This window comes from Halobacillus dabanensis (assembly GCF_900114165.1).
Taxonomy (GTDB): domain Bacteria; phylum Bacillota; class Bacilli; order Bacillales; family Halobacillaceae; genus Halobacillus; species Halobacillus dabanensis.
On sequence record NZ_FOSB01000001.1, the window covers coordinates 285,256 to 309,974 of the forward strand.

Sequence of the window (24,719 nt, forward strand, 5' to 3'; positions counted from 1 at the left end):
TTGAAGTAGAATGGTGATCATATGGCTGGACATATTCCAGAGGAAAAAGTAGATGAGATCAGAAAATCGACAGATATTGTTGAAGTGATCGGGAACTATGTCGATCTAAAAAAGCAGGGTCGAAACCATTTCGGACTTTGTCCTTTCCATGGAGAAAACACTCCTTCTTTTTCCGTTTCTCAAGATAAGCAAATCTTTCATTGCTTTGGTTGTGGAAAGGGAGGGAATGTATACACCTTCCTGATGGAGATGGAAGGCTTTAGTTTTATTCAGGCATTGAAGCAGTTGGCAGAACAAACAGGCATCGATCTTCCTGAACAAATGGGAGATGAGCCCCCTACAGAACGTAGTCAGGAATCTCAGGCGATGCTTGAAGCTCATGAATGGTTGACTAAATTATACCATCATTTGTTAAAGAATTCCAAAGATGGTCGGGAAGCCTATCAATATTTGATTGACCGGGGCTTCACCGATGAGACGATTCAAAAATATCAAATGGGATATTCTCCAGACTCCAAAGACTTTGTAGTCACTTTTCTTGAAAAGAAAGGTTATCATCCGCAGACGATGGTCAAGGCAGGACTGCTAAGCACGAATGACCACGGAGAATATGCGGATCGATTCAGGGGAAGGGTGATCTTCCCGCTTAGAAACCACCTTGGAAAGACTGTAGCATTTGCCGGCAGATCGCTCGGGGCACAAGAACCTAAGTATTTAAACAGTCCTGAGACGGAACTTTTTCATAAAGGAAGGCTTTTGTATAATTTCGACCTCGCCAGATCTTCTATTAGAAAAGAGAAATCGGTCATTCTTTTTGAGGGATTCGGTGATGTTATTTCTGCAAACCAGGCAGGAATTCATCATGCTGTTGGTACGATGGGAACTTCGTTATCGAGTACTCAGGCGAATTTATTGAAAAAGTACGCTGATCAAATCATCATATGCTACGATGGAGATCGTGCCGGTATTGAAGCTGCTGTGAAGGCGGCGAAATTAACGAAGAGTGTTGGGTGTCAAACCTATGTCGCGCGTGTACCAGACGAACTGGATCCTGATGATTTTATACAAAAACACGGCGGAGAAAGATTCAAACGTGAAATCATTGATACGAGTGACACGTACATTTCATTCATGATGAGTTATCTTCGTAGGGGTTATAACCTTCAAGTAGAAGGAGATCGTATCACTTATATAGAAGAGGTATTAAAAGAGATAGCTGGCCTCGACAGAGCGGTAGAACGGGAACATTATCTCAATGAATTGGCTTCTGAGTTTCAACTTTCCACCGCCACCCTCAAAGAAGAAGTACAGAGGTTGAGAAGCCAAAGTGGTCAAAAGGATAAGGAACCGAAGAACCGTTATACTAATGATACAAGACGACCGACAGTTCAGAAGAAGCTCCTTCCTGCTTTTCACAACGCAGAAAGGAAGCTGATTGCATATATGTTGAAAGACCCGTATATTGCTGATAAAGTTCAGGAAGAAATCGGGGGGGCTTTCAATATTGAAGATCATCAGGTCATTGTGACACATCTTTATGCATATTATGAAGACGGCAATGAATCGGATATCAGTCAGTTCGTCGAAATGATCGGAGATCGTTCGATTAAAGATCTTGCCATTGAACTCGCCATGGCCCCTGTTAGTGAAGAAGTTTCTGATCAAGAAATCCATGATTATATCGAAAGGATAAAATCAGAACAATGGGATCGAACAGACATAAAAAATTTAGAGGCTGAGTTAAAGAGAGCGGAGCAACAAAATGAGCCGATCAAAGCAGCTGAAATTGCAATGGAGATCATTAGACGAAAAAAAGAATTGAAACACCATTAGGAAGAGTTTGGATAGATTGTTGGAAGGAGGGGGACTTATGGCAGATAAGCAACAACAGCCATCACGTTCTAAAGAAACTGAGAATCAGACGGAATTGACACTTGAACAAGCGAAAGAGCAAGTAGTAGAGTTAGGGAAAAAACGCGGAATCCTCGCATATGAAGAGGTAGCAGAAAAGTTATCTAGCTACGAATTGGATTCAGATCAAATGGATGAATTTTATGAACACCTCAATGAACAAGGGGTAGAAGTCATCGGTGACTCTGAAACTGATCCTAGTATGAAACAGTTGGATAAAGAAGAGGAATTCGATCTTAACGATTTAAGTGTACCACCAGGGGTGAAAATCAATGACCCTGTACGTATGTATTTGAAAGAAATCGGTCGTGTAAACCTCCTTTCTGCTAAAGATGAAATCAGTTTGGCGCAGCGGATCGAAAATGGTGACGAAGAAGCCAAAAGAGATTTAGCTGAAGCAAACCTGCGACTAGTTGTCAGTATTGCAAAGCGATATGTAGGAAGAGGAATGTTGTTCCTTGACTTGATTCAAGAAGGTAACATGGGCTTGATTAAAGCTGTCGAAAAATTTGATTACCGTAAAGGTTATAAGTTCAGTACGTATGCTACATGGTGGATCAGACAGGCAATTACGCGTGCTATTGCCGATCAGGCTCGTACCATCCGTATTCCGGTCCACATGGTGGAAACAATCAATAAATTGATTCGTGTTCAACGTCAACTGTTACAAGACCTTGGCAGAGAACCTACACCTGAAGAAATTGCGCAAGACATGGATCTAACTCCAGATAAAGTACGTGAAATCCTAAAAATAGCTCAAGAGCCGGTTTCTCTTGAAACCCCTATTGGTGAAGAAGATGACTCCCATTTAGGTGATTTCATTGAAGATCAGGAAGCTACATCTCCTTCTGACCATGCCGCCTACGAACTTCTGAAAGAGCAATTGGAAGATGTACTTGATACATTGACGGATCGTGAAGAAAATGTTCTACGTCTTCGTTTTGGATTGGATGATGGACGTACAAGAACATTGGAAGAAGTAGGGAAAGTTTTCGGAGTTACTCGTGAGAGAATCCGTCAAATCGAAGCTAAGGCTCTTCGGAAACTGCGCCACCCAAGTCGAAGCAAACGATTAAAAGACTTCATGGAATAACAGTCTTCCGACTCAGGGAACCTTTCATATATAATGAAGGGGGACCTGAGTTATCTTTTGCTTTTGGAGGGTGCTATGAAAGAGGAACGTACGAAAACGATCGTAAATGAAATAAGGTATTGGAAACAAAACCGGTTACTCCCCACTGAATATTGCGATTTTTTGTTAGCGCTTTATACACAAGGAGAAAGCCAGGATGGGCATGAAAATCAGTACACTAATAGTTCTTATGGATATCTATTTTACTTATGGCTGGCGTTAAGTTTGTTTTTGATACCCCTTTCATTTCTTGTCATTTATTTTACTGAAATGGGCATCATAATGCAAACAGGGCTTTTGTCGAGTTTTGTAGCAGTCGAATGGATTCATGTAAACTGGTTAAAATATAAGGAGTCCGACTGGTTGTTGATTCCGTTAACCGTCGTTATACTGGTTTTTCTTTTAGCATCGATAACGTTGGTTCAATATTTTTACGGATCTGGGTGGAGTTTATACATAACCCTTACATTAAACTGTACATTATGGGTGGTAGTGGGAAGAGTATGTAGAGTACAAGCTCTCTTCTATTCAGGTATACTAGGTACAATATTACTGTTCATATATATTGTTTTATAAGTTTTCACATGTTATCTCTTTAATAAGTAACGGTTTTCAAGTAAAATAAATATAGTCGAATAGACACGAAAAATTAATAAGAGGGAATACATAAGGAGGTAGCAACAAATGAGAAAAAACCCTGTGATTCCATTCGCAATCATCGCAGCATTAGGTATTGTTGTTATGATCATCGTTTCTGCAGCTGGTCTCAATCAGCAGGAAGCTATCCAAAATGAAGAAGAAGGCGGCGGAGAGCAACAGGAAGAAACGGCAAATGCTGACCCGGAAGAACTCTTCCAGAACCAATGTGCAAGCTGCCACGGTGGCGATCTTAGTGGAGGGGCTGGACCGAACCTTCAAGAAGTAGGTAGTCGTTATTCCGCAGAAGAAATCGAAGAAATCATCCTCAATGGTAAAGGTTCCATGCCGCCTGGACTGTACACCGGAGAGCAAGCAACTCAGGTAGCTGAATGGTTAGCTGAACAAAAATAAGAAGTTTGAAAGAAAAGCTTTCTGTTCCTATCAGAAAGCTTTTCTTTATTATGAGAGGGAAGATATTATGAATGTCAATCAATTATCCCAACGCCTGGCAGTAGTTGCAAATTACTTGCCAGAAGAGGCTTACTTTGCCGATATCGGCTCAGACCATGCTTACTTACCGTGCTACGTTTGTTTAAATGACCCAAAGGCGCGTGCTGTAGCTGGTGAAGTAAATCAAGGCCCCTATGAGAGTGCGTTAAAAGAAGTGAAAAAGCACGCCTTAAACGAGCGTATCGATGTCCGACTTGGCGATGGTCTCGACGTGGTGGAACCAGAAGAAATAAAACAGGTGGTCATTGCTGGCATGGGTGGTCCGTTGATCCGGGATATACTAGAGCAAGGAAGGAATAAACTATTTGCGGTCAATCGTATTATTACACAACCTAACATTGACTCGAGATCTGTTCGCAAGTGGTATTACGACCATGGTTATGCTCTTGTGGATGAAGCGATTGTTGAAGAAGGTGGACATATTTATGAGATTTTGGTAGCAGAAAAGGGTGAGGCCGATTCCGCTTATCAAAAAGATAAATTGGAAAAACAAATGTGGTTGGGACCTTTCCTGATAGAGCGTCGACCGGATGCATTCCTTAATAAATGTAAAGAGGAACATAAAAAGAAAATGTATATTATCAATCAAATGAAACAAGCTTCACTTCCAGATGAAGAAAAGTTGAAGCAACACCAAAAAGAACTCTATTGGTTAGAGGAGGTATTGCACAATGAATGAAACAATGACAGCGCAGGAAGTTATTAATCAGTTTGAAAAATGGGCGCCCAAGCATTTCGCATACGACTGGGATAATGTCGGCCTTCAAGTAGGCACACTCCATAAACCTGTTCATACCATTATGGTTACGTTAGATGTACTGGAAAACGTGGTGGATGAGGCTATCGAAAAGGGGGTCGATCTAATTATTGCTCACCACCCATTGTTATTTGTGAAGCTTAGTCAAATTAACTTGGATACTCCTAAAGGAAGAGTTGTCCAGAAATTAATCAAACATGATATCACCGTATATGCGGCGCACACAAACTTAGATGTTGCAGCAGGCGGAGTAAATGATGTAATGGCAGATCTTTTAGGTGTGAAACAGACGAAGCCATTGATTGAGACAGAAAAAGACTCTCTTGTAAAATTGACTGTATTCGTTCCTGAAAGCCATGCAAACGAATTGCGGGAGGCAATCAGTGAGGCGGGCGCGGGCCACATAGGTAATTACAGTCACTGTACGTACCAATTATCTGGACAAGGGACATTCAAGCCTGAGAGCGGAACCGATCCTTATATAGGCGAACAAGGGAAAATGGAATATGTCGATGAAAAACGCATCGAGACGATTGTACCCAAGACAAAATTACCAGCTGTATTAAAAGCGATGGAAGACACTCACCCTTATGAAGAAGTGGCTTATGATTTATATCCATTACTGAATGAAGGAGAGCAAATGGGGGTCGGTCGAGTTGGTAAGCTGGATGAACCTGTCCTTTTAAGTACGCTAGTGGAAAGAGTGAAGAAAGAATACCAAGTACCTCATGTTCGCGTCTCAGGCAACCTTGATAAAAAAGTGAAGAAAGTAGCCCTCTTAGGAGGGAGCGGAGAAAAATATATTCATGCAGCCAAGCGAAGTGGTGCAGATGTCTATGTAACAGGAGATATGACATTCCATATGACTCAGGATGCGGCAGAAATGGGGCTTTCTGTCATTGACCCAGGTCACCACGTGGAAAAAGTAGTTTGTCCCAAAGTGAAACAATATCTGGAAGACCATTGTAATGGAGTTGGAAATTTAAATATCATTATTTCTGAATCAAATACGGAGCCATTTAAAGTCATATAATGTAATTCAATTTAGGTTTTATTATAATGGTCGACAATAAAAGGGGGTGAAAGCTTTTGCTTCACCCCTTAAATTTATCTTTTTACTTTTTTCTTTGCTCTGACCGGTGGCAGGATCTTTTTCTGTTCTACTTTCGATTCCCGAATCCATGTGTCCTCATTTTCATGGTCAAATTGCTCAATGAACTTAATCACTTCTTTGGTAATCGGTGTCGGAGTGGAAGCACCAGCTGTTACTGCTACTTTTTGGACTCCTTCGAGCCATTCCAATTGAATTTCTGTGACATCGGATATACGATGAGCCGGTGTGCCTGCCTTTTCCATAGAAACCTGTGCAAGGCGATTGGAATTATTGCTCATCGGGTCTCCGACGACAAGTGTCAAATCTGCTTCACTGGCTTGTTCCGATACAGCTTCCTGGCGCACCTGGGTTGCCATGCAGATTTCTTGTTGTTTTTCAAGTTGTGGAAACCTTTCTTTAGCTTTTTCCATCACATCATAAACGTCCCATTGACTCATGGTCGTCTGGTTAGTGATCATCAATTTATCATGATTGAGTTCAAGTTCCTCAACATCTTCCTCTGTTTGGACAAGGTGGACTTTTCCTGGTGCTACACCCATAGCGCCTTCTGGTTCTGGGTGACCTTTTTTCCCAACATAAATGACCTCAAATCCTTCGGCTACTTTTTTTCTAATTAAATTATGAGTATTGGTAACATCAGGACAAGTGGCATCTAAAGCGGTCAATCCTTTAGCTTCCGCACGTTCTTTCACTTGGGGGGATACACCATGGGCAGTGAAAATAACAGTGCCCTCATGAATTCCTTCTAACATGTCATTTCGATTCTTTCCATCTACAGTGATGATTCCTTCTTCTTTGAAGGCTTCTGTTACATGAGAGTTATGAACAATCATGCCTAAAATATATATTGGGCGAGGTAAATTCGGGTCTTTGGCTGCATTTCGAGCAATGACCATTGCATCAACCACACCATAACAATAACCGCGAGGGGCGATTTTAATGACTTCCATTGATTAACGTCCTCCTCTATATCCAATCCAATAACTTTTAAGATACCATTATCATTATAAAGGGTAAAGGGAAAGATGACAAAGAAAGTCATTATAAAACAACGTTATCGTGCATTTTACCTCCTGCTCTATTATAATAGGGAAGGAACATTTTACAATAAGGCAGTAGTTAGTAAATGAAGGGAATTTCCGACTCTCCTATGGGAATGGACTACCAGTTCCGTAGAGGGGAAGTAGTTGTCTTGTTATACAAAGCCTATATTAAAGGAGAAAGTTTATGAGTAAGCATACATTTGATCAATATGCCATCACTACGACGGTCAGTAAAATAGTCGAAGGGTTAGGCTTCAAAAAACCGACACCTATTCAAAAGCAAGTCCTGCCAGCGGCGTTAAGAGGGGAAAGTCTCATTGGACAGTCCCACACGGGTTCTGGAAAGACACACGCTTATTTACTTCCTATGTTTAATGATTTGGATGAAACTTCGGATCATGTTCAATTTGTCATTACGGCACCCACACGAGAATTAGCGATACAGATTCAAGATGAAGTGAAGAAGGCAATTCAACTAGCTGGAAAAGAGCAAGTATGGCGTTCGAAGCTTTTAATCGGCGGAACAGATAAGCACAAGATGGTGGGTAAACTATCTTCCAACACTCCCCATATTGTTGTCGGTACACCGGGTAGAATCCTCGATATGGTAAAGGAAGAAGCCATTGATCTTTACCAGGCAAAAGCGTTCGTTCTTGACGAGGCGGACTTGATGCTCGATCTAGGTTTCATAGAAGATGTCGATCAAATACTGGTTCGCATGGATCAGGATGTCCAGATGCTTGTTTTTTCCGCGACCATTCCTGAGCGTCTCCAGCCTTTTTTGAAAAAATATTTGACGAACCCTACACATATCCAAATTGAAGATGATAAGCCCTCACCCGAAACGATGGAGCATCGTCTAATACCGTTGCGCCATAAAGACCCGGCTGATGTTATAGTTGAAGTCTCTAAATCCATTCAGCCATATTTAGCGATCATTTTTACCAATGGAAAAGAACACGCAAATGAACTCGCAGACAAACTGATGACCCGCGGCTTAGAAACGGGAATCCTTCACGGAGGCCTCTCACCAAGAGAAAGAAAAAGAATGCTAAAAGAGATCCAAAATCTCCGTTATCAGTATATTGTCGCTACAGACCTGGCATCCCGTGGAATAGATATTCAAGGGGTTAGTCACGTTATAAATGCTCAAATGCCTAAGGAAGAAGAGTTCTATATTCACAGGGTTGGGAGGACAGCCAGGGCAGGGTTGCAGGGCACTGCCATCAATCTGTATAAAGAAGCTGATCTACCATTGATACAGAAGCTTGAGAAAAAAGGACTTTCCTTTGAATTTTACGAAGTGAAGAACGGCGAGTGGAAAGAAGTCAATGCTTACAACGAAAGACAAACAAGAGAGCGGAAATCATCTGACGTGGAAAAGAAAGCGAAGCAAATGGTCCGTAAACCTAAAAAGGTCAAACCAGGGTATAAAAAGAAAATGAAACAGGAAGCAGACAAAAACATGAAAAAGATGAAACAAAACAGATACAAGAAGAGGTAAAGAAAGGGTAGATTTGATGTTAAAGATTGGTTCACACGTATCGATGAAAGGGAAGAAAATGCTTCTTGGGGCTAGTGAAGAAGCAGTCTCTTATGGTTCAGGCACATTCATGATTTATACAGGAGCACCCCAAAATACTAGACGTCGCCCAATTGAAGAATTAAATATCGAAGCAGGCACGGCACATATGAAGGAAAATGGAATCGATGATATCGTCGTTCACGCTCCGTACATTATTAATATTGGTAACACGACGAAACCGGAAACTTTCCAGCTTGGAGTGGACTTTCTAAGAAATGAAATCGAAAGGACAGAAGCACTTGGAGCAAAACAAATTGTCCTTCATCCAGGATCTCACGTTGGACAAGGTGTTGATAAAGGATTACCAAAAATAATTGAAGGATTAAATGAAGTGCTCCATAAAGACCAGAATGTTCAAATCGCTTTAGAGACCATGGCAGGAAAAGGATCGGAAATTGGAAGAAGTTTTGATGAGCTTGCCCAAATTATCGATGGGGTCACTTTGAATGAGAAACTGTCTGTATGTATGGATACTTGCCACATCCACGATGCTGGTTATAATGTAGTGGAAGATTTTGATGGAGTTTTAAATGAATTTGATAAAATCGTTGGCATAGACCGCTTAAAGGTCGTGCATGTAAACGATAGTAAAAACACCAAAGGTGCAGGGAAGGACCGTCACGAGAACATCGGATTCGGTCACATTGGTTTTGATGCCCTCCACAAAGTCATTCATCACCCTACATTGAAGGACCTACCAAAAATTTTAGAAACACCTTATGTAGGAGAAGACAAAAAGAACAAAAAGCCACCATATCGTTTTGAGATTGATATGGTCAAAGAAGGAAAGTACGATAAAGAACTTAAAGAAAAAATCATGGCACAGTAAACGAAAGGAAGCATAGAGGCCCTCTCTAAGCTTCCTTTTTTCTTCACAAAAACCTCCTCCTGAACCAAATTGAATCGTCTTCTGCAGCCTACTACTAACTCAAAATTGGAATTGTTTATTTTAACCAGTGTTCTACTCCGTGTTCTTTCGCCATTTTCATAAGTAATTGATAAACAGAACGAGCCGTATCTTTTGAAGTGATGCTGGCAAGCTTTTTGAACATCCGCTTCCTTCCAGCTGGATCGAAGGGATTATCCTCATTTTTTTTCAATGCTTTAACAATGGCAGCAGCTTCATCCCTCGAAATCTGGATTTTGTACTTTTGACTATAAAAAAGAAGGTCTTTGACGGTTAGATGCTTTAATTTTTGGGTAATTAACTGTTGTGCCACATTTTTCATAGGCTTATACTCCCTCTCTCCGTATTTAGTACACCATATGAATGTCGGGGAGGATTTGTGTTTTTAAAAAAATTCCCTTAATGAGTGTTTCTATTGAAATACATATTCTGATCGATTAGTATAAGCCAATGGATTCAGGGCGGCATTGGACAGAAGTACCAATTCGCAGGGAACAAAAGGAGTGAATGAAATGAAGGAACAAAAGCCTTTTTGGACAGCAGGTTTGGCATTGCTGCTAATTGCGTTTACATTCTTTACTGTAAATCAGTGGAACCAGAAGCAAGAAAAAGCCTTAGCTGATGAAAATAAGCATCTACAAAATAAGAATGAAGAAATGGAGAAGGAGATTGACCGACTCACCTCCACAAATGAATACCTGAAAGAAAAACGACTAAAGGAAGTTGAAAAAAACGGCTTTCATACATGGCCCGTAGTCGAAAAAAAGGCCAATCGTCTAGTGGAAGAAAGTAATGGGAAGTTTAAGAAATCATGGGCCATGTATCTTGTGCGTGAAGCTGACCAATATGAGATAAACCCTTATCTTGTTTACGAATTGTTGAAGGTGGAGACTGGGGGGACATTCGACCCAGACCTCGTTGGTCCAGAAACGAAGTATGGACGGGCTTATGGAATGGCTCAGTTCATGAAAAATACTGCCCCGTGGATTGCTGATATGGCTGATTTGCCATACGAAGATGAGCTGCTTTTCGATCCTTATTATTCCATGCAATTATCCTTAGTTTATTTAGATTTCTTAAAACATGAATATAAGAATTGGGACGAAGCTTTAACAGCCTATCACAGAGGGATGGGTGGTCTGAAGGAATACAAAAAAGAAAATGGTCATGCAGAAAGTTGGTATGCCGTGGAAATTCAAGAAAATGCGGAAAACCATAAAACTGTAGCCGTAGCGAATTAGAAAGAGCGCCTGATACTGCATCAGGCGTTTATTTTTTTGCCATCAACTCCCTTAAGTAAAAAAAGAGTGTTTCCCACATAATAATCTTGATTCTCCAAACAGAAAGTGAGGGTATATGTATGAATGATCCGAAGGATACTGTTGAGAATCAAAGGACAGAGAAAGCTCCACAACATGGGGATGAATTAGAACAAGTCCATGCGGAAGCTGCTGAAGAACAGACTCGCGCAGAACCGTCGACAGAGCAAGTAATTAATGAAGCTTTTGATGAAATACAAGACCAGGATTTACGAAATGAAGCAGGGAATAGTGAAGCAGGTGCTTCCGATTTTGATGATCCGGTCGAGGCTGATGATCATGGACGTGGACCAAACCAACCAGTCTATGGAGATAGTTATGAGGAAGAGTTTGCTCAGGAAGCTGCAGTAGGACCAATGGACCAACCAATGAACAACACGGAAAAGGAAACGACCATGGAAGATGATGATGTGAAAGTCGGTATGGGGTGGCTAGGTTTGTCTGCTGCTATCTTATCCTTCTTCTTTGCTCCGTTAATTCTTGGAGCGGCAGGAATAATCCTGGGCATCATCGGAAAAAGACGAGGCGCGGATACTTTAGGAAATATGGCGATTATCATCAGTATTGTATCCATTGCATTTTCCATGTTCTTCGCACCCTTTTTCAACGTGATATAGCAAATAAAAAGTGGACCCTTTTTGGGGTCCACTTTTTATGATTGAGATTGCTCTTGTTTTAATTTTTCTTTTTCCAAACGTTCTTTTTCATAATGTTCTTCTGCAAGCTTATCCACTTCTTTTTTCAATTCTTCAACCATGATGTCTTCTGGTACTTTTCGGATAATTTCGCCGTGACGGAACAATAGTCCTTCTCCACGTGCCCCTGCGATTCCAATATCTGCTTCACGGGCTTCACCAGGCCCGTTTACTGCACAACCAAGTACTGCCACTTTAATTGGAGCTTTTATTGTCTGAATATACTCTTCCACTTCATTTGCTATGGAAATTAAGTCGATTTCAATCCGGCCACAGGTAGGGCAGGAAATCAAAGTAGCTGCATTGGAAGCGAGACCGAATGATTTAAGCAGTTCCTTTGCTACCTTCACTTCTTCTACAGGGTCGGCACTTAAACTGATTCTAACTGTGCTTCCGATTCCTTTGCTAAGAATAGCACCAAGGCCGGCTGCACTTTTGACGGTACCTGCAAATAGTGTTCCTGATTCAGTAATCCCAAGGTGAATAGGGTAATTGAAGGCAGCTGCTGCTTTTTCATATGCTTCAATAGCCAATTTCACATCAGAAGCTTTTAGGGAAACGATAATATCGTGAAAGTCTAGATCTTCTAAAATCTTGATATGGTGGAGGGCACTCTCAACCATTCCATCAGCTGTTGGATAACCATATTTTTCTAAGATATGGCGTTCTAGAGAACCGGCGTTAACTCCTATGCGAATAGGGATTCCTTTTTCTTTCGCCGCCTTGACGACAGCTTCTACTTTTTCGCGTTTACCAATGTTACCAGGGTTAATACGTATCTTGTCTGCTCCACCTTCGATAGCCTTAAGTGCTTTTTTATAGTCAAAATGAATGTCCACGACAAGCGGTATATTAATACGTTTTTTAATTTCAGGAATCGCATCAGCAGCACGGTCATCTGGACAAGCAACACGGACGACTTGACAGCCTGCCTCTTCTAAGCGCTTGATTTCTGCCACCGTTGCTTCTACATCGTGCGTTTTCGTTGTTGTCATGGATTGGATGACGACTTGATCCGATCCACCTATTGTAATGTCCCCGACTTTGACAGGACGTGTATCTTTTCTGTGCGTAATTGCCATTAATATCGCTCCTTTATATATTCAAAAAAAGGTATGCAAGATGAATTTCCAACCTTCATTATAAGGGCTTATGCTTTAAATGAGAAGTCAAGACCCTTAATAATTGAAGACATCACGTTAAAATTTTGTAAACCTCAGTTAATTTCCTTTATATCATGGGAAGCAGGGGAATAAAATTATTGGCACTTGAAACAAATCGCCCCTTTTGTTCGTATACATATTAATCATGGAAGGGTGTGACTAAAATGTTTACTTATGATTGGATTGTTTTGTTCATAACATTCCTCGGAACAATGTTTTTAATTGGAGAACTACTCGTAAACATGCGTGGAATTTTTGCGATTATCGGTTTTGGTTTTATTACTGTTTATTTTTCGCGTTTTTTAGAGACGGAAATGTTCATTGTTATGATGCTTGTTTATTTTCTAGGCATTCTCTTGATGATTATAGATGGAAAATTAATTAATGATGGTACACTTGCCACCATTGGAGCGGTGACAATGATTATAGCTGTAGGATTCAGTGCGCCTAATTGGGTGGCTGGTTTGTATAGTGTAATCGGTGTTATTTTAGGTGGAGCCGCCTCTCTATTGTTTTTAAAAGTATTCAAACGGCGGAAAATGTGGTCGAAGATGGCGCTGAACGATCAATTGTCTACAGAGATGGGGTATAACTCAATGAATGAAAAATACCAGTTCCTTCTGGATAGGGAAGGGGAGGCTGCTACCGATATGAGACCGGTCGGCACGATAAAGATAGATGGCGAAGAATATAGTGCAGTATCAAATGGTCAATGGGTAGAAAAAGGAGATAGCATACGAATTGTCAGTGTGGACGGGACTAAAATATTGGTTAAAAAGGTTTAGCCAATGGTTTAACTAATACTGAACACTCCATTTCCTTTGTATTTAGAAATAATACAAAGGAAATGGAGTGTTTTTTTAGTGGGAAAGATTATGGTAGATGGTCTCAACATTGACAGTTTAAGACCTGGTTTCCCCTCTCACGCTTAGTGACTAACAAAAAGCACCATAATGATGATTTACAAAGCTTCTGCAAGGGGTATAAGAAGGAATAAGCACCCTTTCCTCCACGTATTAAAATGAGAGAAAGGGGGGAAGTCTAACCTTAAAGACCATGTGGTTTTCGAAGTGGATTAGTGGATTGTAAATTTAATGTTAAGATTCAACAATTGCCTTTACAAAAGGATTTTCCATCGTTAATATGAATGAGGTTGTTTTAATAAAGAGAAAAATGTTGAACTTGGATGAAGAAAGGGTGGAGGAAATGGAAGTCGATGTGCAACAGATGATATTTGAATTCATCGGTGGACTCGGTATCTTTTTATTTGGGTTAAAATTTATGGCAGATGGACTGCAGCGAACAGCGGGAGACCGGTTGAGGGAACTATTGGATCGTTTTACGAGCAACCCTTTGATGGGAGTCATTGCAGGTACTGTCGTTACAATTTTAGTGCAGAGTAGTAGTACAACAACTGTATTAACAGTGGGGCTAGTTAATGCAGGTTTTATGACATTTAGACAAGCCATTGGTGTTATTATGGGTGCCAATATTGGTACGACCATGACCGCATTCATTATAGGTATTGATATTAAGGCATATGGCTTACCGATTCTAGCTGTAGGAGCATTCCTTCTGTTCTTTTTCAAAAGTAAAAAAGTTGAAAATTTTGGACAAACGATATTTGGTCTGGGGGCATTGTTCTTTGGACTCGAAGTTATGAGCGGGGGAGTGAAGCCGCTTAGATCCATTCAAGCTTTCCAAGATTTGACGGTAAGTATGAGTGATAATCCAATCCTGGGAGTTATTGTTGGTACCTTATTCACAGTTATAGTCCAAAGTTCCAGTGCTACCATTGGTATATTACAGACTTTACTAGGTGAAGGGCTAGTGGATTTGCAAGCAGCTATTCCTGTACTGTTCGGGGATAATATCGGAACTACCATTACTGCAGTACTTGCTTCTATCGGAGCTAGTGTTGGAGCAAAGCGTGCTGCTTTCGCTCACGTGATTTTTAATGTTTTAGGTGCCACTGTATTCTTAATTTTCTTAATTCCCTTTGAAAGGTATGTGAATTGGTTACAGACAAGCATGGAATTAGGACCGGAAATGACCATTGCGTTTGCACACGGTTCTTTCAACATTGCAAATACGATTGTACAATTCCCGTTTATTGCAGTTCTTGCATGGGTTGTTATTAAACTTGTCCCAGGTGATGAATCTTTAATTGATCATAAACCGCAACACCTTGACCCGATTTTTATTGAGCAATCTCCATCCCTTGCATTAGATCAGGCTAAAGAAGAAGTATTGCGCATGGGAGAGTATGCGTATAAAGGACTTGAAGAAACCAGTCTTTATTTAAATAATAAGCAACAAAAGCACTCTGAACTTGCGATGCAAATCGAAGATGCACTTAACAATCTTGATCGTAAAATTACAGACTACCTTGTGGATCTTTCTCAAGCCTCTCTTACAGATGAAGAAAGTCATAAACACTCTGCTTTGATGGACTCCGTAAGAGATTTAGAAAGAATCGGAGACCATTTTGAAAATATCATTGAGCTCATCGACTACAAGAACTCCAACAAAGTATATCTGACACCGCAAGCGATAGAAGACTTGAATACAATGTTTGATCTTACGTTAATGACAGTCAAACAAGCTACAAAATCTCTACAAACTATGAGTAGGGAAGAAGCGTTAGCGGTTGTTCAGAAGGAAAATGAAATAGACCGTATGGAGCGTAGTTACCGTAAGAAACACATTATTCGTCTAAATGAAGGTGTATGTACTGGACAAGCAGGTATCGTGTTTGTCGATATGATCAGTAACTTAGAGCGTATCGGTGATCATGCGGTAAACATTGCAGAAGAAGTCCTTGGAGAAAAAGAAAGTTTATAGTAAGTAAAAGCAGCGGCTGAAGTTTCCAGCCGCTTTTTTTATTCCGATTTATTAAACGAAGTGGCAGTATTCTGGAAGACTCGATTTCGAGACTTTTATTGGGGATAAGGGGAGGTGGGGGATAAGTCGCTTTCCGCGGGGAAGACGGCAAGCCTCCTCGGTCACGCCCCTTTCCATGATAAGTATTTCGAAACCACTTTCAAGTACAGAGAGCTGTATGCAGAGGACATTGTTGTAGTAACAGGCCTGAAGTGATATTTCGCCCTTCTCATGGCAAAGTTGTTGGTGGCTGATTTCAAGTAACTCATACGGCAAGGGGAGGTGGGGGATGAGGAGACTCCTTCGGGAAAGGATAGACTGGCGAGACACCAAAGGTCATGAAATTAGGGAACCGGTGAGACTCCTATTTTGAAAGCGGAAGTGCCTTGATCAGCGGCGTATGGACTGGATATTCAAATGTGGAGGTGTCTTGATGAGCCTCGCCAAGCTTAAGAACAATCATTACAGGGAGTGTTCTTCTTCCTGAAATGACTAGTAAAGAAGTTCGGTTAAGTTCGCAACTTCCTGTTGCAACACCGAACGACCCCGCTTCCTGTGAGGCCTAAGACCTCGAGAGGCTAGACACCGGAACTAGCCTAGAGCTGGAGGAGATAAAGGAAACACGAAGAGCGTAGCGATTCGATGTTGACTTATTGTACAGAAGCGAAGGAAGTCTCACTAGCCGATAGGCACTGGAGCTGGATAGCATGGTTTATGATCTCCCACTGAAAATAAAGACTCCAATGGTTTAAGAACTGGGATCTGCGGGACAGGTGAGACCCCGTAGAGCTTAGCTCGAGGAGGCTCACCGCCCGCCCCATGAAAAGTGTTCAAATGCGGAATCGCCCTGGGCGATGGAACTGGACGAACCTTTTCCGGTAGACCCTAAACCCCCCCTAAAGTCTCGAAACTGAGTCTTAAGGAATAGGGAGCTTTAGGGGAGGGTGGGGTTATTGGATAAATAAAAAGGGATTTTTAAAATAAATTCCTAAAAAATCCTTGAAACCAATTTAAAGCCATGCTATATTATTTTTGTCGCTGATTTCGTAACAGAAAAAATGTTGACAGAATCAATAAGGCATGTTATATTAATTAAGTCGCTTACAGAGGACAAAAGAAATGGCGGTGTAGCTCAGCTGGCTAGAGCGTACGGTTCATACCCGTGAGGTCGGGGGTTCGATCCCCTCCGCCGCTACCATTACATATTCCAATATAAAAACATGGCGGTTGTGGCGAAGTGGTTAACGCACCGGATTGTGGTTCCGGCATTCGTGGGTTCGATTCCCATCAACCGCCCCATGTGGACCCTTAGCTCAGCTGGTTAGAGCTATCGGCTCATAACCGATCGGTCGCAGGTTCGAGTCCTGCAGGGTCCACCATTTATATAGATACGGAGGAGTACCCAAGTTTGGCTGAAGGGAGCGGTCTTGAAAACCGCCAGGGGCTTTACGGCTCGCGGGGGTTCGAATCCCTCCTCCTCCGCCATCTACATAATAGTACTGCGGATGAAAATTGAAACATAATAATATGGCTCGGTAGCTCAGTCGGTAGAGCAACGGACTGAAAATCCGTGTGTCGGCGGTTCGATTCCGTCCCGAGCCACTCTTAAACAATCAGTTAATCTGATTGTTTTTTTATGTTTGAAAATAACTTGTGAGGGAATTGTTAATATCGTGATGCAAATAATTTGCAACTCATTTTGGGGTTTGATAATGTAAAATGTGAAGCGGAAAGGCTTTCCGTTTTACATATTATTTAAAGGAGGAGTTACATTATGGCTAAATTTGAACTACCAGAACTACCTTACGCTTATGACGCTCTAGAACCTACTATCGATAAGGAAACAATGAACATCCACCATACGAAACACCATAACGGCTATGTTACGAAATTGAACAATGCTCTTGAAGGTCACGCAGAGCTTCAGGATAAATCATTGGAAGAACTATTATCCAATAATCTTTCCGTTGTTCCGGAAGATATCCGTACAGCTGTGCGCCGTAACGGTGGAGGCCATGCAAACCACAGCCTCTTCTGGACGATTATGTCCCCGAATGGTGGCGGAGAACCTACTGGTGACCTTGCTACGCAAATCAATGATACATTCGGAGGTTTCGATCAGTTCAAAGAAAAATTTGAAGAAACTGCTAAAGGTCGCTTCGGCTCAGGTTGGGCTTGGTTAGTAGTCAATAATGGTAACCTTGAAGTAATCGATACACTTAACCAGGATTCTCCGATTATGGAAGGTAAAACTCCGATTTTGGGTCTTGATGTATGGGAGCATGCATACTACTTGAATTATCAAAACCGTCGTCCTGATTATGTTTCAGCGTTCTGGAACGTTGTTAACTGGGACGAAGTAGCGAAGCGTTACGACGCAGCTAAATAAGTTTTTTTAGAGAGGTACGGATTATATCCGTGCCTCTCTTTTTGTATATCTCCTTTTGTTCTGAAAACACTAAAGAAGAACAAAAAGGAGACATGGTTATGGTGAGTAAGCTGCGCGCGTGGCTCAGCCGCGAAAATGTATCAAAGGATTTACTGCTGTTACTGCTTATTGGAGGCTTATACTCCCTAGGCATATTTCTATCCAGTACTTTTGTGAATATTTATTTATGGAAGCAATCCAATAGCTATACCGATATTGCTCTCTATAATTTAAGTATATATATACTTCAACCATTGACCTTCATATTAGCTGGGAAGTGTGCCAAGCGAATCGATCGTGTCATCGTATTGAGGACAGGAGTAATCGTTCTCTCTTTGTTTTTTTTAACTGTACTTCTCGTAGGCGAAAGGGCGGCAACATTCAATATATTATTGGGTTCATTGTTAGGTGTAGGTTACGGATTTTATTGGCTGGCCTATAATGTATTGACTTTTGAAATTACTGAACCTGATACAAGGGATTTCTTTAATGGCTTCCTGGGAGTACTTCAATCCCTTGGCGGGATGACAGGTCCTCTCTTGGCTGGTTTTATTATTTCTCGCTTGAATAATTTCACAGGGTATACCGTTATCTTTGCCATATCTTTCGGCCTCTTTATTGTCGCAGTTATGGTCAGCTTTGGTTTGTCCAGAAGAAAAGCCAGAGGTAATTTTTCTTTTCGAAGAATTGTTATGGAAAGAAAACATAATCCGAATTGGAACAAAATTTTGAATGCCCACATTTCTCAAGGTTTTCGTGAAGGGACATTTTTATTTGCTGTATCTATTTGGATTTTTTTAATGACGAATGATGAGCTCTTCTTAGGTGTATTTAATTTGGTGTATTCAGCTTTCTCATTCTTATTCTTCTTTTTAGTAAGTCAATGGATTAAACCCCGTCGCCGAAAAAAAGCAATATTTATTTCAGGCTTATCCCTATATTTGAGTGTGTTAATTTTATTAATTGGTGATTCCATGTCACTTTTACTTGTTTATGCGGGTATTGCAGGAATTTTCTTCCCTTTGTTTTACGTTCCTTATTTGTCCCTAACATACGATGTGATCGGAAAATCATGGAATGCAGGGGAAATGAGAATAGAGTATATTGTAGTTCGGGAAATTTTCTTGGATTTAGGGAGGATATTGTCTATTCTGACTTTCTTAATGGCGATTACTATGATTCAACCTGAAACAGGTATTCCGTATATATTACTTCTTGTAGGTGGGGGGCACTTTTTTATCTACTTCTTTATCAAAGGAATTGACACGAAAATGGCTGGGACTTCACACAATTGACACCAATATCCCTTGAGCTTCGTCTATCCTGTAGTGTTGGAAAGATGCTATAATGGATAAAGGATTTTTAATGAAGGAGAGGAGCTCATGGGAAAAAAGAACAAAAATAAATGGAAACATAAATCACACCTTCCTTTCCGGTTGAACGTGGTGTTTTTTGTTGTGTTTCTTTTATTTGCAGGGATTATTTTACAACTAGGTGTTGTTCAGATCCTTAACGGGGAAGAGGCGCAGGACGAAATTGATCGTACCGAAAATACAACAACGAGCATCCCTGTACCAAGGGGGGAGTTTTATGATCGGTATGGTCGTGTCGTTGTAGACAACGAGCCCCTGTATTCCATAACTTATACTCCGCCAAAAGGTGTACAAGCTAACGAAAAGTTGGAATTGGCTGAGGAAATTGCTCAATATATCGATATGGAATATGAAGGGAAACTGACAGATCGTGACCTTAAGGAATACTTCTTCCTAAAGAATAAAAATGAGGTAGTAGCTCGGATTGAGGATGAAGATACCTCGGAATTAGATAATGGAGAAGTATATCAACTGCAATTAGATAGTATTACAGAAGAAGAAATCTCAGGTTATGATAATCAGACCAAAGAAATCATCGCTATTAAAAAGGAACTAGATAAAGCTTATGCCTTAGCTCCACATGTGTTGAAGAACTCAGATATAACAGAGAAAGAATATTCTGTCGTTGCGGAACACTTGGCTGAATTACCTGGAATTAATGTTACTTCTGATTGGGAAAGAACTTATCCTTTTGGATCAACTTTTCAGAGTTATATCGGTAGCATAACTTCAAGAGAGCAAGGAGTACCACGTGATGAGTTAGATTATTTTATGTCCTTAGACTATAGCCGGAACGACCGCGTGGGAACTAGTGGTCTTGAGCAACAGTATGAAGATGTACTAAGAGGAACGAAGGAAAAAGTACAATATGAGACGGACAAAAATAATAATGTAATAAATTCAAAAGTTATTCGCGAAGGGCAACGGGGTAAAGACCTTGTTCTTACTATAGATATGGAGCTTCAAGAAAGAGTGAACAAGATTGTCCAGGAAGAATTAGAAAAGGCGATTCGTAAGGCACCGGCAGCAAATCGTCATTTAGACAATGCGATAGCTGTGGTTTCTAACCCGAACACAGGAGAAATTCTGGCTATTAGTGGACAAACATATAATCGTTCCCCTGAAGATGGGGAGGGAAGGTTCTCAGATACCTCTCACCAGGCCATCTACAATGCTTATATGCCTGGTTCCATTGTCAAAGGTGCCACCGTTTTGACGGGGCTGCATGAGGGTGCCGTATCCCCAAGTACGTGGATTAATGATAGACCGATCACGATTGGCGGGAGTCAAAAAGGTTCTTATACATCCAACATAGGTACAGTCAACGATATACAAGCATTGCAACAATCGTCAAACGTATATATGTACTTTCTTGCCATGTACCTCGGAGGGGAGTATAGCAATCAATATAATATGAATGGTCTTTCATTAAAGGATAATACTTTTGAAAAGTTCACGTACAATTTTAATCAATTTGGTTTAGGAATAAAAACAGGAATCGATTTTCCTTATGAGGGAATAGGGGTCACAGGAAACCAAACATTACCAGGTCAAATTTTAGACTTTTCCATTGGGCAGTTCAGTTCTTATACAGCTATGCAATTGAATCAGTATGTATCGACAATTGCTAATGGGGGGGACCGCATGCGCCCTCGTTTAGTTAAGAGCATACACGACCCTTCTATGGATGGTGATTTGGGTCCTGTTTATAAGGACTATTCACCGGAGGTATTGAATCAACTGGAAATGGATTCTTCCTATATAGATAGGGTACAGGAAGGGTTCAGGCAGGTAGCTCAAACGAGTCAAGGAACAGCCAGTCATGTTTTTTCCAAAGATCCGTACGCCAAATACCGAATGGCGGTCAAAACAGGTACAGCACAATCATTCAAAGCCGTTTTCGATGAGGATGGCGGAAGGACGACTTATGGAGATCTGTTGAACAAAACATTAGTGGGGTATGCTCCTCACGACGATCCTGAGATAGCTTTTTCGATTGTAGCTCCTTACCTTGGGGAAAATGCTACAAGTACATTTGATATTAGTAACAACATCGGCGCTAGGATAGGACAAGCTTACTTTGAACTGAAGAAAGAAAGAAATGAGCAAGGTGTAGAGATGAATAATAATGAAGAAGAAGCAACTGAGGAGTGATACGACACGTATCACTCTTTTTTTTGTTTTAAATAAATAGGGCTCTCCAAAAATACCAATCATATTCAACAAAAATCGCCAATTTACAAAACCTTTACGTTTGATTCATATGTCATTAAAACTCCCTCGTTAGTATAGAAAATGTGAGTTGGCCAAGCCGTCAACGATAAAAAATTCAGATGTAATAGGGGGAGAAGGAAATGAAAAACTTTAAGAGGTTCGCACTTATGTTTATGTTCATCCTAGTGCTAGGAGTACTTGCAGCATGCGGAGGATCTGATGAAGATACTGCTGCAGATGAAAGCAACACAGAAGAAGGTACTAATGCCGAAGGTTCTGAGGAAGTTTCCGGACCAATCGCTATTGATGGCTCTTCTACTGTATTCCCGATTATGGAAAACCTGACTTACACATACAATCAGGAACATCCTGATGTAAATGTGACAGTGAACTCATCTGGTTCCGGCGGTGGATTCAAAAAATCCACAGTAGGGGAAATTGATCTAAGTAATGCTTCTCGTCCTATCAAAGAAGAAGAAATGGCAACTGCTGAAGAAAACGGCATTCAGTTAGAAGAATTAGAACTAGCTTACGATGGTCTTTCCGTAGTTGTTAGTCAACAGAATGATTTCGTCGATGAATTGACAATTGATCAGCTGAAACAAATCTTCCTTGAATCTTCAGATGCTACAATGTGGTCTGATATCAACCCAGAATGGCCAGAAGAAGAAATTAAAATTTTCAGCCCTGGACATGATTCCGGTACATTCGACTATTTTAATGAAGTAATTCTTGAAGAACAGCCGATGAAAGAAGGCGAAAATACTACGCTTTCTGAAGATGACAACGTACTTGTTCGTGGTATAGAAAACGATCCTAACGCTATCGGTTTCTTCGGTTATGCCTACTATGCTGAAAATGAAGACGTATTGAAAGTTCTTGGAATTTCTGAAGATGGTAATGAAGCTGTAAAACCAAACCCTGAAACAATACAAGATGGCTCTTATACACCACTTTCCCGTCCACTATTCACTTATGTAAATGTGAATGCATATAAAGAAAAAACACAAGTTCGTGATTTCGTAGAATACATGTTAAACAACGCTGGAAAAGCTGCGGAAGAAGTAGGGTATGTAGCTCTTCCAGAAGATAAGTATCAAGAGCAACTTGAAACAGCAAAAAGCTGGGCTGAGTAATTGATTTGAAAACCTAACAAAGGAGGTGGGACTTATCTAAGTCTCACCTTGCCTTATGGATGAGAGGAGTTTTTAACATGGACAAGGGGTTACAATCAGAGGGGAAAATGATTGATGTTCAACAAATGATTGAAAAAAATAAGAAGAAGAAAAGTTTCGGGGAAAGAATAGAGAGAATCATCCCTTTTTTCTTGCTTCTTTGTGCTGCAGTTAGTGTCCTTACAACTGTAGGGATACTATTTACTTTGTTGAGAGAGTCTATTGGCTTCTTTTCCAATGTGTCTTTATTTGATTTTTATACAGGTACAAGCTGGTCACCATGGTCTGGTGAGTATGGTGTTGCTCCATTGATTGGTGGCACATTACTCATCACTTTGATTGCTACGCTGGTAGCTGTTCCACTCGGACTTATGTCTGCCATATTTTTGAGTGAATATGCAAATGATAAAGTAAGACGTGTGATTAAACCTGTTCTTGAAGTCCTAGCAGGAATTCCGACTGTCGTTTATGGGTACTTTGCATTGACGTTCATTACTCCAATGTTTCAATCCTTCATTCCTGATTTAGGGATTTTCAATGCCTTAAGTGGTGGGTTTGTAGTCGGTATCATGATTATTCCTATGGTCGCATCTCTATCAGAGGATGCTATGAACTCTGTTCCTAATGCGTTAAGAGAAGGAGCATATGGGTTAGGTGCAACAAAGTTAGAAGTTGTATTTAAAGTGGTTTTACCTGCCGCCTTATCTGGAATCATCGCATCTATTGTTCTTGCTATTTCAAGAGCCATTGGAGAAACGATGATTGTCACCATTGCAGCAGGGGCGACGCCTAATCTGACTTTCAATCCCACAGAATCAATCCAAACGATGACTGCTTTCATTGTGCAAGCAGCAACAGGGGATACCACATTTGGATCTACCATTTATTACAGTTTGTATGCAGTAGGTATGACGTTGTTTATCTTTACACTTGTTATGAACCTAATTGCTCAGTACATTTCTCGTAAGTTCAGGGAGGAATATTGATGCTTGGCCAAAATGAACAAAATATCAAGAAGCGTATGGAAGGGAGAGTAGCCATCAACAAAATCCTTATGGTTTTGTTTGGCTTGGCTACTGCAGTTGGATTAGTTTTTCTTGTCTTACTTTTTTACCGTGTATTGACTCAAGGAATTGGTTATTTAAGTCTTGATTATATTTTGAACTTTCCAGCTCCATATCCGGAAGAAGCAGGTATTTATGCTGGATTGATTGGTTCAGTTTTCTTAATGATTATCGTCGCTATTGTCTCCGTGATCATTGGTGTTTCGACAGCAATCTATTTGGAAGAGTACGCACCTAAAAATAAATTTACGGAGTTTATCAGAGTAAATATTCAAAACTTAGCGGGTGTGCCTTCCATTGTATTTGGACTTTTAGGGTTAACTTTCTTCGTTTACATGTTTAACTTTGGCTATACACTTATTGCTGGTGGTTTAACGATGGCCTTGTTGATTCTTCCAGTAATCGTAGTTGCCGCTCAGGAAGCTGTCCGTTCTGTTCCGGCAGAAATCAAGGAGGCGTCCTATGGGATGGGAGCTTCTAAATGGCAAACCATTGCACGTGTTATTTTACCAGCTGCTATTCCGGGAATCCTGACTGGTGCAATTATCGCTTTGTCACGTGCCATTGGTGAGACTGCACCATTGATTATCGTAGGAGCAGCCACTGCTATATACACGCTGCCGGAGTCATTACTTGCTAAATACACGGCCATGCCGATTCAGATCTATAACTGGACAGGTAGACCGCAAGAAGAATGGCAGTATGTGGCAGGAGCAGGAATCATTGTTCTATTAGCAGTGCTACTAATCATGAATTCAATTGCTGTATTGATCAGAAACAAATTTCAGCGTCGTCTTTAATTAAGAT

General features: G+C 40.8%; 20 protein-coding genes and 5 tRNA genes. 22 read left to right on the forward strand and 3 right to left on the reverse strand.

The window, feature by feature from the left end; all coding sequences use genetic code 11:
• Nucleotides 1-21: 21 nt before the first annotated feature.
• From dnaG to BMZ58_RS01445, 5 genes are all read left to right on the forward strand, one after another.
• Nucleotides 22-1,833: a DNA primase gene (gene dnaG / locus BMZ58_RS01420; RefSeq protein ID WP_075034771.1), complete on the forward strand. Its 1,812-nt coding sequence runs from the start codon at nt 22-24 to the stop codon at nt 1,831-1,833.
• Between the two features lie 37 nt (nt 1,834-1,870).
• Nucleotides 1,871-3,004 carry an RNA polymerase sigma factor RpoD gene (rpoD, locus tag BMZ58_RS01425; RefSeq protein ID WP_075034772.1) on the forward strand — a complete coding sequence of 378 codons (1,134 nt, stop codon included), beginning with the start codon at nt 1,871-1,873 and terminating at the stop codon, nt 3,002-3,004.
• Nucleotides 3,005-3,727: 723 nt separating this feature from the next.
• Nucleotides 3,728-4,093, forward strand: a complete 366-nt coding sequence (gene cccA, locus BMZ58_RS01435) for a cytochrome c550 (RefSeq protein WP_075034774.1) — start codon at nt 3,728-3,730, stop codon at nt 4,091-4,093.
• 67 nt (nt 4,094-4,160) lie between these two features.
• Nucleotides 4,161-4,871, forward strand: coding sequence for a tRNA (adenine(22)-N(1))-methyltransferase (locus BMZ58_RS01440; protein ID WP_075034775.1), 711 nt, complete (start codon nt 4,161-4,163; stop codon nt 4,869-4,871).
• Nucleotides 4,864-5,982, forward strand: coding sequence for a Nif3-like dinuclear metal center hexameric protein (locus BMZ58_RS01445; RefSeq protein WP_075034776.1), 1,119 nt, complete (start codon nt 4,864-4,866; stop codon nt 5,980-5,982). Before BMZ58_RS01440 ends, BMZ58_RS01445 begins: the two co-directional genes overlap by 8 nt.
• A gap of 74 nt (nt 5,983-6,056) precedes the next feature.
• On the opposite strand, the gene BMZ58_RS01450 is transcribed toward BMZ58_RS01445, so the two are convergent.
• Complete coding sequence (locus BMZ58_RS01450) at nt 6,057-7,013, reverse strand: 4-hydroxy-3-methylbut-2-enyl diphosphate reductase (RefSeq protein ID WP_075034777.1); 957 nt, start codon at nt 7,011-7,013, stop codon at nt 6,057-6,059.
• Between the two features lie 277 nt (nt 7,014-7,290).
• On the opposite strand from BMZ58_RS01450, the gene BMZ58_RS01455 reads away from it, so the two are divergent.
• Both BMZ58_RS01455 and BMZ58_RS01460 read left to right on the forward strand, forming a co-directional pair.
• Nucleotides 7,291-8,610 carry a DEAD/DEAH box helicase gene (locus BMZ58_RS01455; protein WP_075034778.1) on the forward strand — a complete coding sequence of 440 codons (1,320 nt, stop codon included), beginning with the start codon at nt 7,291-7,293 and terminating at the stop codon, nt 8,608-8,610.
• A 16-nt stretch (nt 8,611-8,626) separates the two neighbouring features.
• The gene (locus BMZ58_RS01460; RefSeq protein ID WP_075034779.1) at nt 8,627-9,520 is read left to right on the forward strand and encodes a deoxyribonuclease IV; all 894 of its coding nucleotides are present in this window, start codon (nt 8,627-8,629) and stop codon (nt 9,518-9,520) included.
• A gap of 115 nt (nt 9,521-9,635) precedes the next feature.
• On the opposite strand, the gene BMZ58_RS01465 is transcribed toward BMZ58_RS01460, so the two are convergent.
• Nucleotides 9,636-9,920: a DUF2624 domain-containing protein gene (locus BMZ58_RS01465; protein ID WP_075034780.1), complete on the reverse strand. Its 285-nt coding sequence runs from the start codon at nt 9,918-9,920 to the stop codon at nt 9,636-9,638.
• 190 nt (nt 9,921-10,110) lie between these two features.
• Between BMZ58_RS01465 and BMZ58_RS01470 the strand changes: the two genes are divergently transcribed.
• Nucleotides 10,111-10,839, forward strand: coding sequence for a transglycosylase SLT domain-containing protein (locus BMZ58_RS01470; protein ID WP_075034781.1), 729 nt, complete (start codon nt 10,111-10,113; stop codon nt 10,837-10,839).
• Nucleotides 10,840-10,958: 119 nt separating this feature from the next.
• Nucleotides 10,959-11,534 carry a hypothetical protein gene (locus BMZ58_RS01475; protein ID WP_075034782.1) on the forward strand — a complete coding sequence of 192 codons (576 nt, stop codon included), beginning with the start codon at nt 10,959-10,961 and terminating at the stop codon, nt 11,532-11,534.
• A 35-nt stretch (nt 11,535-11,569) separates the two neighbouring features.
• Here BMZ58_RS01475 and ispG read toward each other — a convergent pair whose 3' ends face one another.
• A complete protein-coding gene (gene ispG, locus BMZ58_RS01480) occupies nt 11,570-12,694 on the reverse strand; it encodes a flavodoxin-dependent (E)-4-hydroxy-3-methylbut-2-enyl-diphosphate synthase (protein ID WP_075034783.1) in 1,125 nt (374 codons plus the stop codon).
• A gap of 245 nt (nt 12,695-12,939) precedes the next feature.
• On the opposite strand from ispG, the gene BMZ58_RS01485 reads away from it, so the two are divergent.
• The 13 genes from BMZ58_RS01485 to pstA all read left to right on the forward strand — a co-directional run bounded on the left by BMZ58_RS01485 (nt 12,940) and on the right by pstA (nt 24,712).
• Complete coding sequence (locus BMZ58_RS01485; protein WP_075034784.1) at nt 12,940-13,560, forward strand: NfeD family protein; 621 nt, start codon at nt 12,940-12,942, stop codon at nt 13,558-13,560.
• A 421-nt stretch (nt 13,561-13,981) separates the two neighbouring features.
• The gene (locus BMZ58_RS01490; protein WP_075035087.1) at nt 13,982-15,619 is read left to right on the forward strand and encodes a Na/Pi cotransporter family protein; all 1,638 of its coding nucleotides are present in this window, start codon (nt 13,982-13,984) and stop codon (nt 15,617-15,619) included.
• A 1,160-nt stretch (nt 15,620-16,779) separates the two neighbouring features.
• Nucleotides 16,780-16,856, forward strand: a tRNA-Met gene (locus BMZ58_RS01495).
• A gap of 25 nt (nt 16,857-16,881) precedes the next feature.
• A tRNA-His gene (locus BMZ58_RS01500) sits at nt 16,882-16,957 on the forward strand.
• A gap of 3 nt (nt 16,958-16,960) precedes the next feature.
• A tRNA-Ile gene (locus tag BMZ58_RS01505) sits at nt 16,961-17,037 on the forward strand.
• 13 nt (nt 17,038-17,050) lie between these two features.
• Nucleotides 17,051-17,143: transfer RNA gene (locus tag BMZ58_RS01510), tRNA-Ser, on the forward strand.
• 44 nt (nt 17,144-17,187) lie between these two features.
• Nucleotides 17,188-17,260 (forward strand) — tRNA-Phe (locus BMZ58_RS01515).
• Between the two features lie 172 nt (nt 17,261-17,432).
• On the forward strand, nt 17,433-18,047 hold the full coding sequence (locus BMZ58_RS01520; RefSeq protein ID WP_075034785.1) for a superoxide dismutase: 615 nt from the start codon (nt 17,433-17,435) through the stop codon (nt 18,045-18,047).
• A 98-nt stretch (nt 18,048-18,145) separates the two neighbouring features.
• Nucleotides 18,146-19,381, forward strand: a complete 1,236-nt coding sequence (locus tag BMZ58_RS01525) for an MFS transporter (RefSeq protein WP_075034786.1) — start codon at nt 18,146-18,148, stop codon at nt 19,379-19,381.
• 87 nt (nt 19,382-19,468) lie between these two features.
• On the forward strand, nt 19,469-21,613 hold the full coding sequence (locus tag BMZ58_RS01530) for a peptidoglycan D,D-transpeptidase FtsI family protein (RefSeq protein WP_075034787.1): 2,145 nt from the start codon (nt 19,469-19,471) through the stop codon (nt 21,611-21,613).
• A gap of 200 nt (nt 21,614-21,813) precedes the next feature.
• Nucleotides 21,814-22,809: a PstS family phosphate ABC transporter substrate-binding protein gene (locus tag BMZ58_RS01535; protein ID WP_075034788.1), complete on the forward strand. Its 996-nt coding sequence runs from the start codon at nt 21,814-21,816 to the stop codon at nt 22,807-22,809.
• A 77-nt stretch (nt 22,810-22,886) separates the two neighbouring features.
• The gene (gene pstC / locus BMZ58_RS01540) at nt 22,887-23,834 is read left to right on the forward strand and encodes a phosphate ABC transporter permease subunit PstC (RefSeq protein WP_075034789.1); all 948 of its coding nucleotides are present in this window, start codon (nt 22,887-22,889) and stop codon (nt 23,832-23,834) included.
• Nucleotides 23,834-24,712, forward strand: coding sequence for a phosphate ABC transporter permease PstA (pstA, locus tag BMZ58_RS01545; RefSeq protein ID WP_075034790.1), 879 nt, complete (start codon nt 23,834-23,836; stop codon nt 24,710-24,712). Before pstC ends, pstA begins: the two co-directional genes overlap by 1 nt.
• The last annotated feature ends 7 nt before the right edge of the window (nt 24,713-24,719 follow it).

Bases quoted from the DNA above. Each gene is read 5' to 3' on its own strand.
- dnaG (WP_075034771.1), top strand. From the start codon at position 22: ATGGCTGGACATATTCCAGAGGAAAAAGTAGATGAGATCAGAAAATCG.
- rpoD (WP_075034772.1), top strand. From the start codon at position 1,871: ATGGCAGATAAGCAACAACAGCCATCACGTTCTAAAGAAACTGAGAAT.
- cccA (WP_075034774.1), top strand. From the start codon at position 3,728: ATGAGAAAAAACCCTGTGATTCCATTCGCAATCATCGCAGCATTAGGT.
- BMZ58_RS01440 (WP_075034775.1), top strand. From the start codon at position 4,161: ATGAATGTCAATCAATTATCCCAACGCCTGGCAGTAGTTGCAAATTAC.
- BMZ58_RS01445 (WP_075034776.1), top strand. From the start codon at position 4,864: ATGAATGAAACAATGACAGCGCAGGAAGTTATTAATCAGTTTGAAAAA.
- BMZ58_RS01450 (WP_075034777.1), bottom strand. From the start codon at position 7,013: ATGGAAGTCATTAAAATCGCCCCTCGCGGTTATTGTTATGGTGTGGTT.
- BMZ58_RS01455 (WP_075034778.1), top strand. From the start codon at position 7,291: ATGAGTAAGCATACATTTGATCAATATGCCATCACTACGACGGTCAGT.
- BMZ58_RS01460 (WP_075034779.1), top strand. From the start codon at position 8,627: ATGTTAAAGATTGGTTCACACGTATCGATGAAAGGGAAGAAAATGCTT.
- BMZ58_RS01465 (WP_075034780.1), bottom strand. From the start codon at position 9,920: ATGAAAAATGTGGCACAACAGTTAATTACCCAAAAATTAAAGCATCTA.
- BMZ58_RS01470 (WP_075034781.1), top strand. From the start codon at position 10,111: ATGAAGGAACAAAAGCCTTTTTGGACAGCAGGTTTGGCATTGCTGCTA.
- BMZ58_RS01475 (WP_075034782.1), top strand. From the start codon at position 10,959: ATGAATGATCCGAAGGATACTGTTGAGAATCAAAGGACAGAGAAAGCT.
- ispG (WP_075034783.1), bottom strand. From the start codon at position 12,694: ATGGCAATTACGCACAGAAAAGATACACGTCCTGTCAAAGTCGGGGAC.
- BMZ58_RS01485 (WP_075034784.1), top strand. From the start codon at position 12,940: ATGTTTACTTATGATTGGATTGTTTTGTTCATAACATTCCTCGGAACA.
- BMZ58_RS01490 (WP_075035087.1), top strand. From the start codon at position 13,982: ATGGAAGTCGATGTGCAACAGATGATATTTGAATTCATCGGTGGACTC.
- BMZ58_RS01520 (WP_075034785.1), top strand. From the start codon at position 17,433: ATGGCTAAATTTGAACTACCAGAACTACCTTACGCTTATGACGCTCTA.
- BMZ58_RS01525 (WP_075034786.1), top strand. From the start codon at position 18,146: ATGGTGAGTAAGCTGCGCGCGTGGCTCAGCCGCGAAAATGTATCAAAG.
- BMZ58_RS01530 (WP_075034787.1), top strand. From the start codon at position 19,469: ATGGGAAAAAAGAACAAAAATAAATGGAAACATAAATCACACCTTCCT.
- BMZ58_RS01535 (WP_075034788.1), top strand. From the start codon at position 21,814: ATGAAAAACTTTAAGAGGTTCGCACTTATGTTTATGTTCATCCTAGTG.
- pstC (WP_075034789.1), top strand. From the start codon at position 22,887: ATGGACAAGGGGTTACAATCAGAGGGGAAAATGATTGATGTTCAACAA.
- pstA (WP_075034790.1), top strand. From the start codon at position 23,834: ATGCTTGGCCAAAATGAACAAAATATCAAGAAGCGTATGGAAGGGAGA.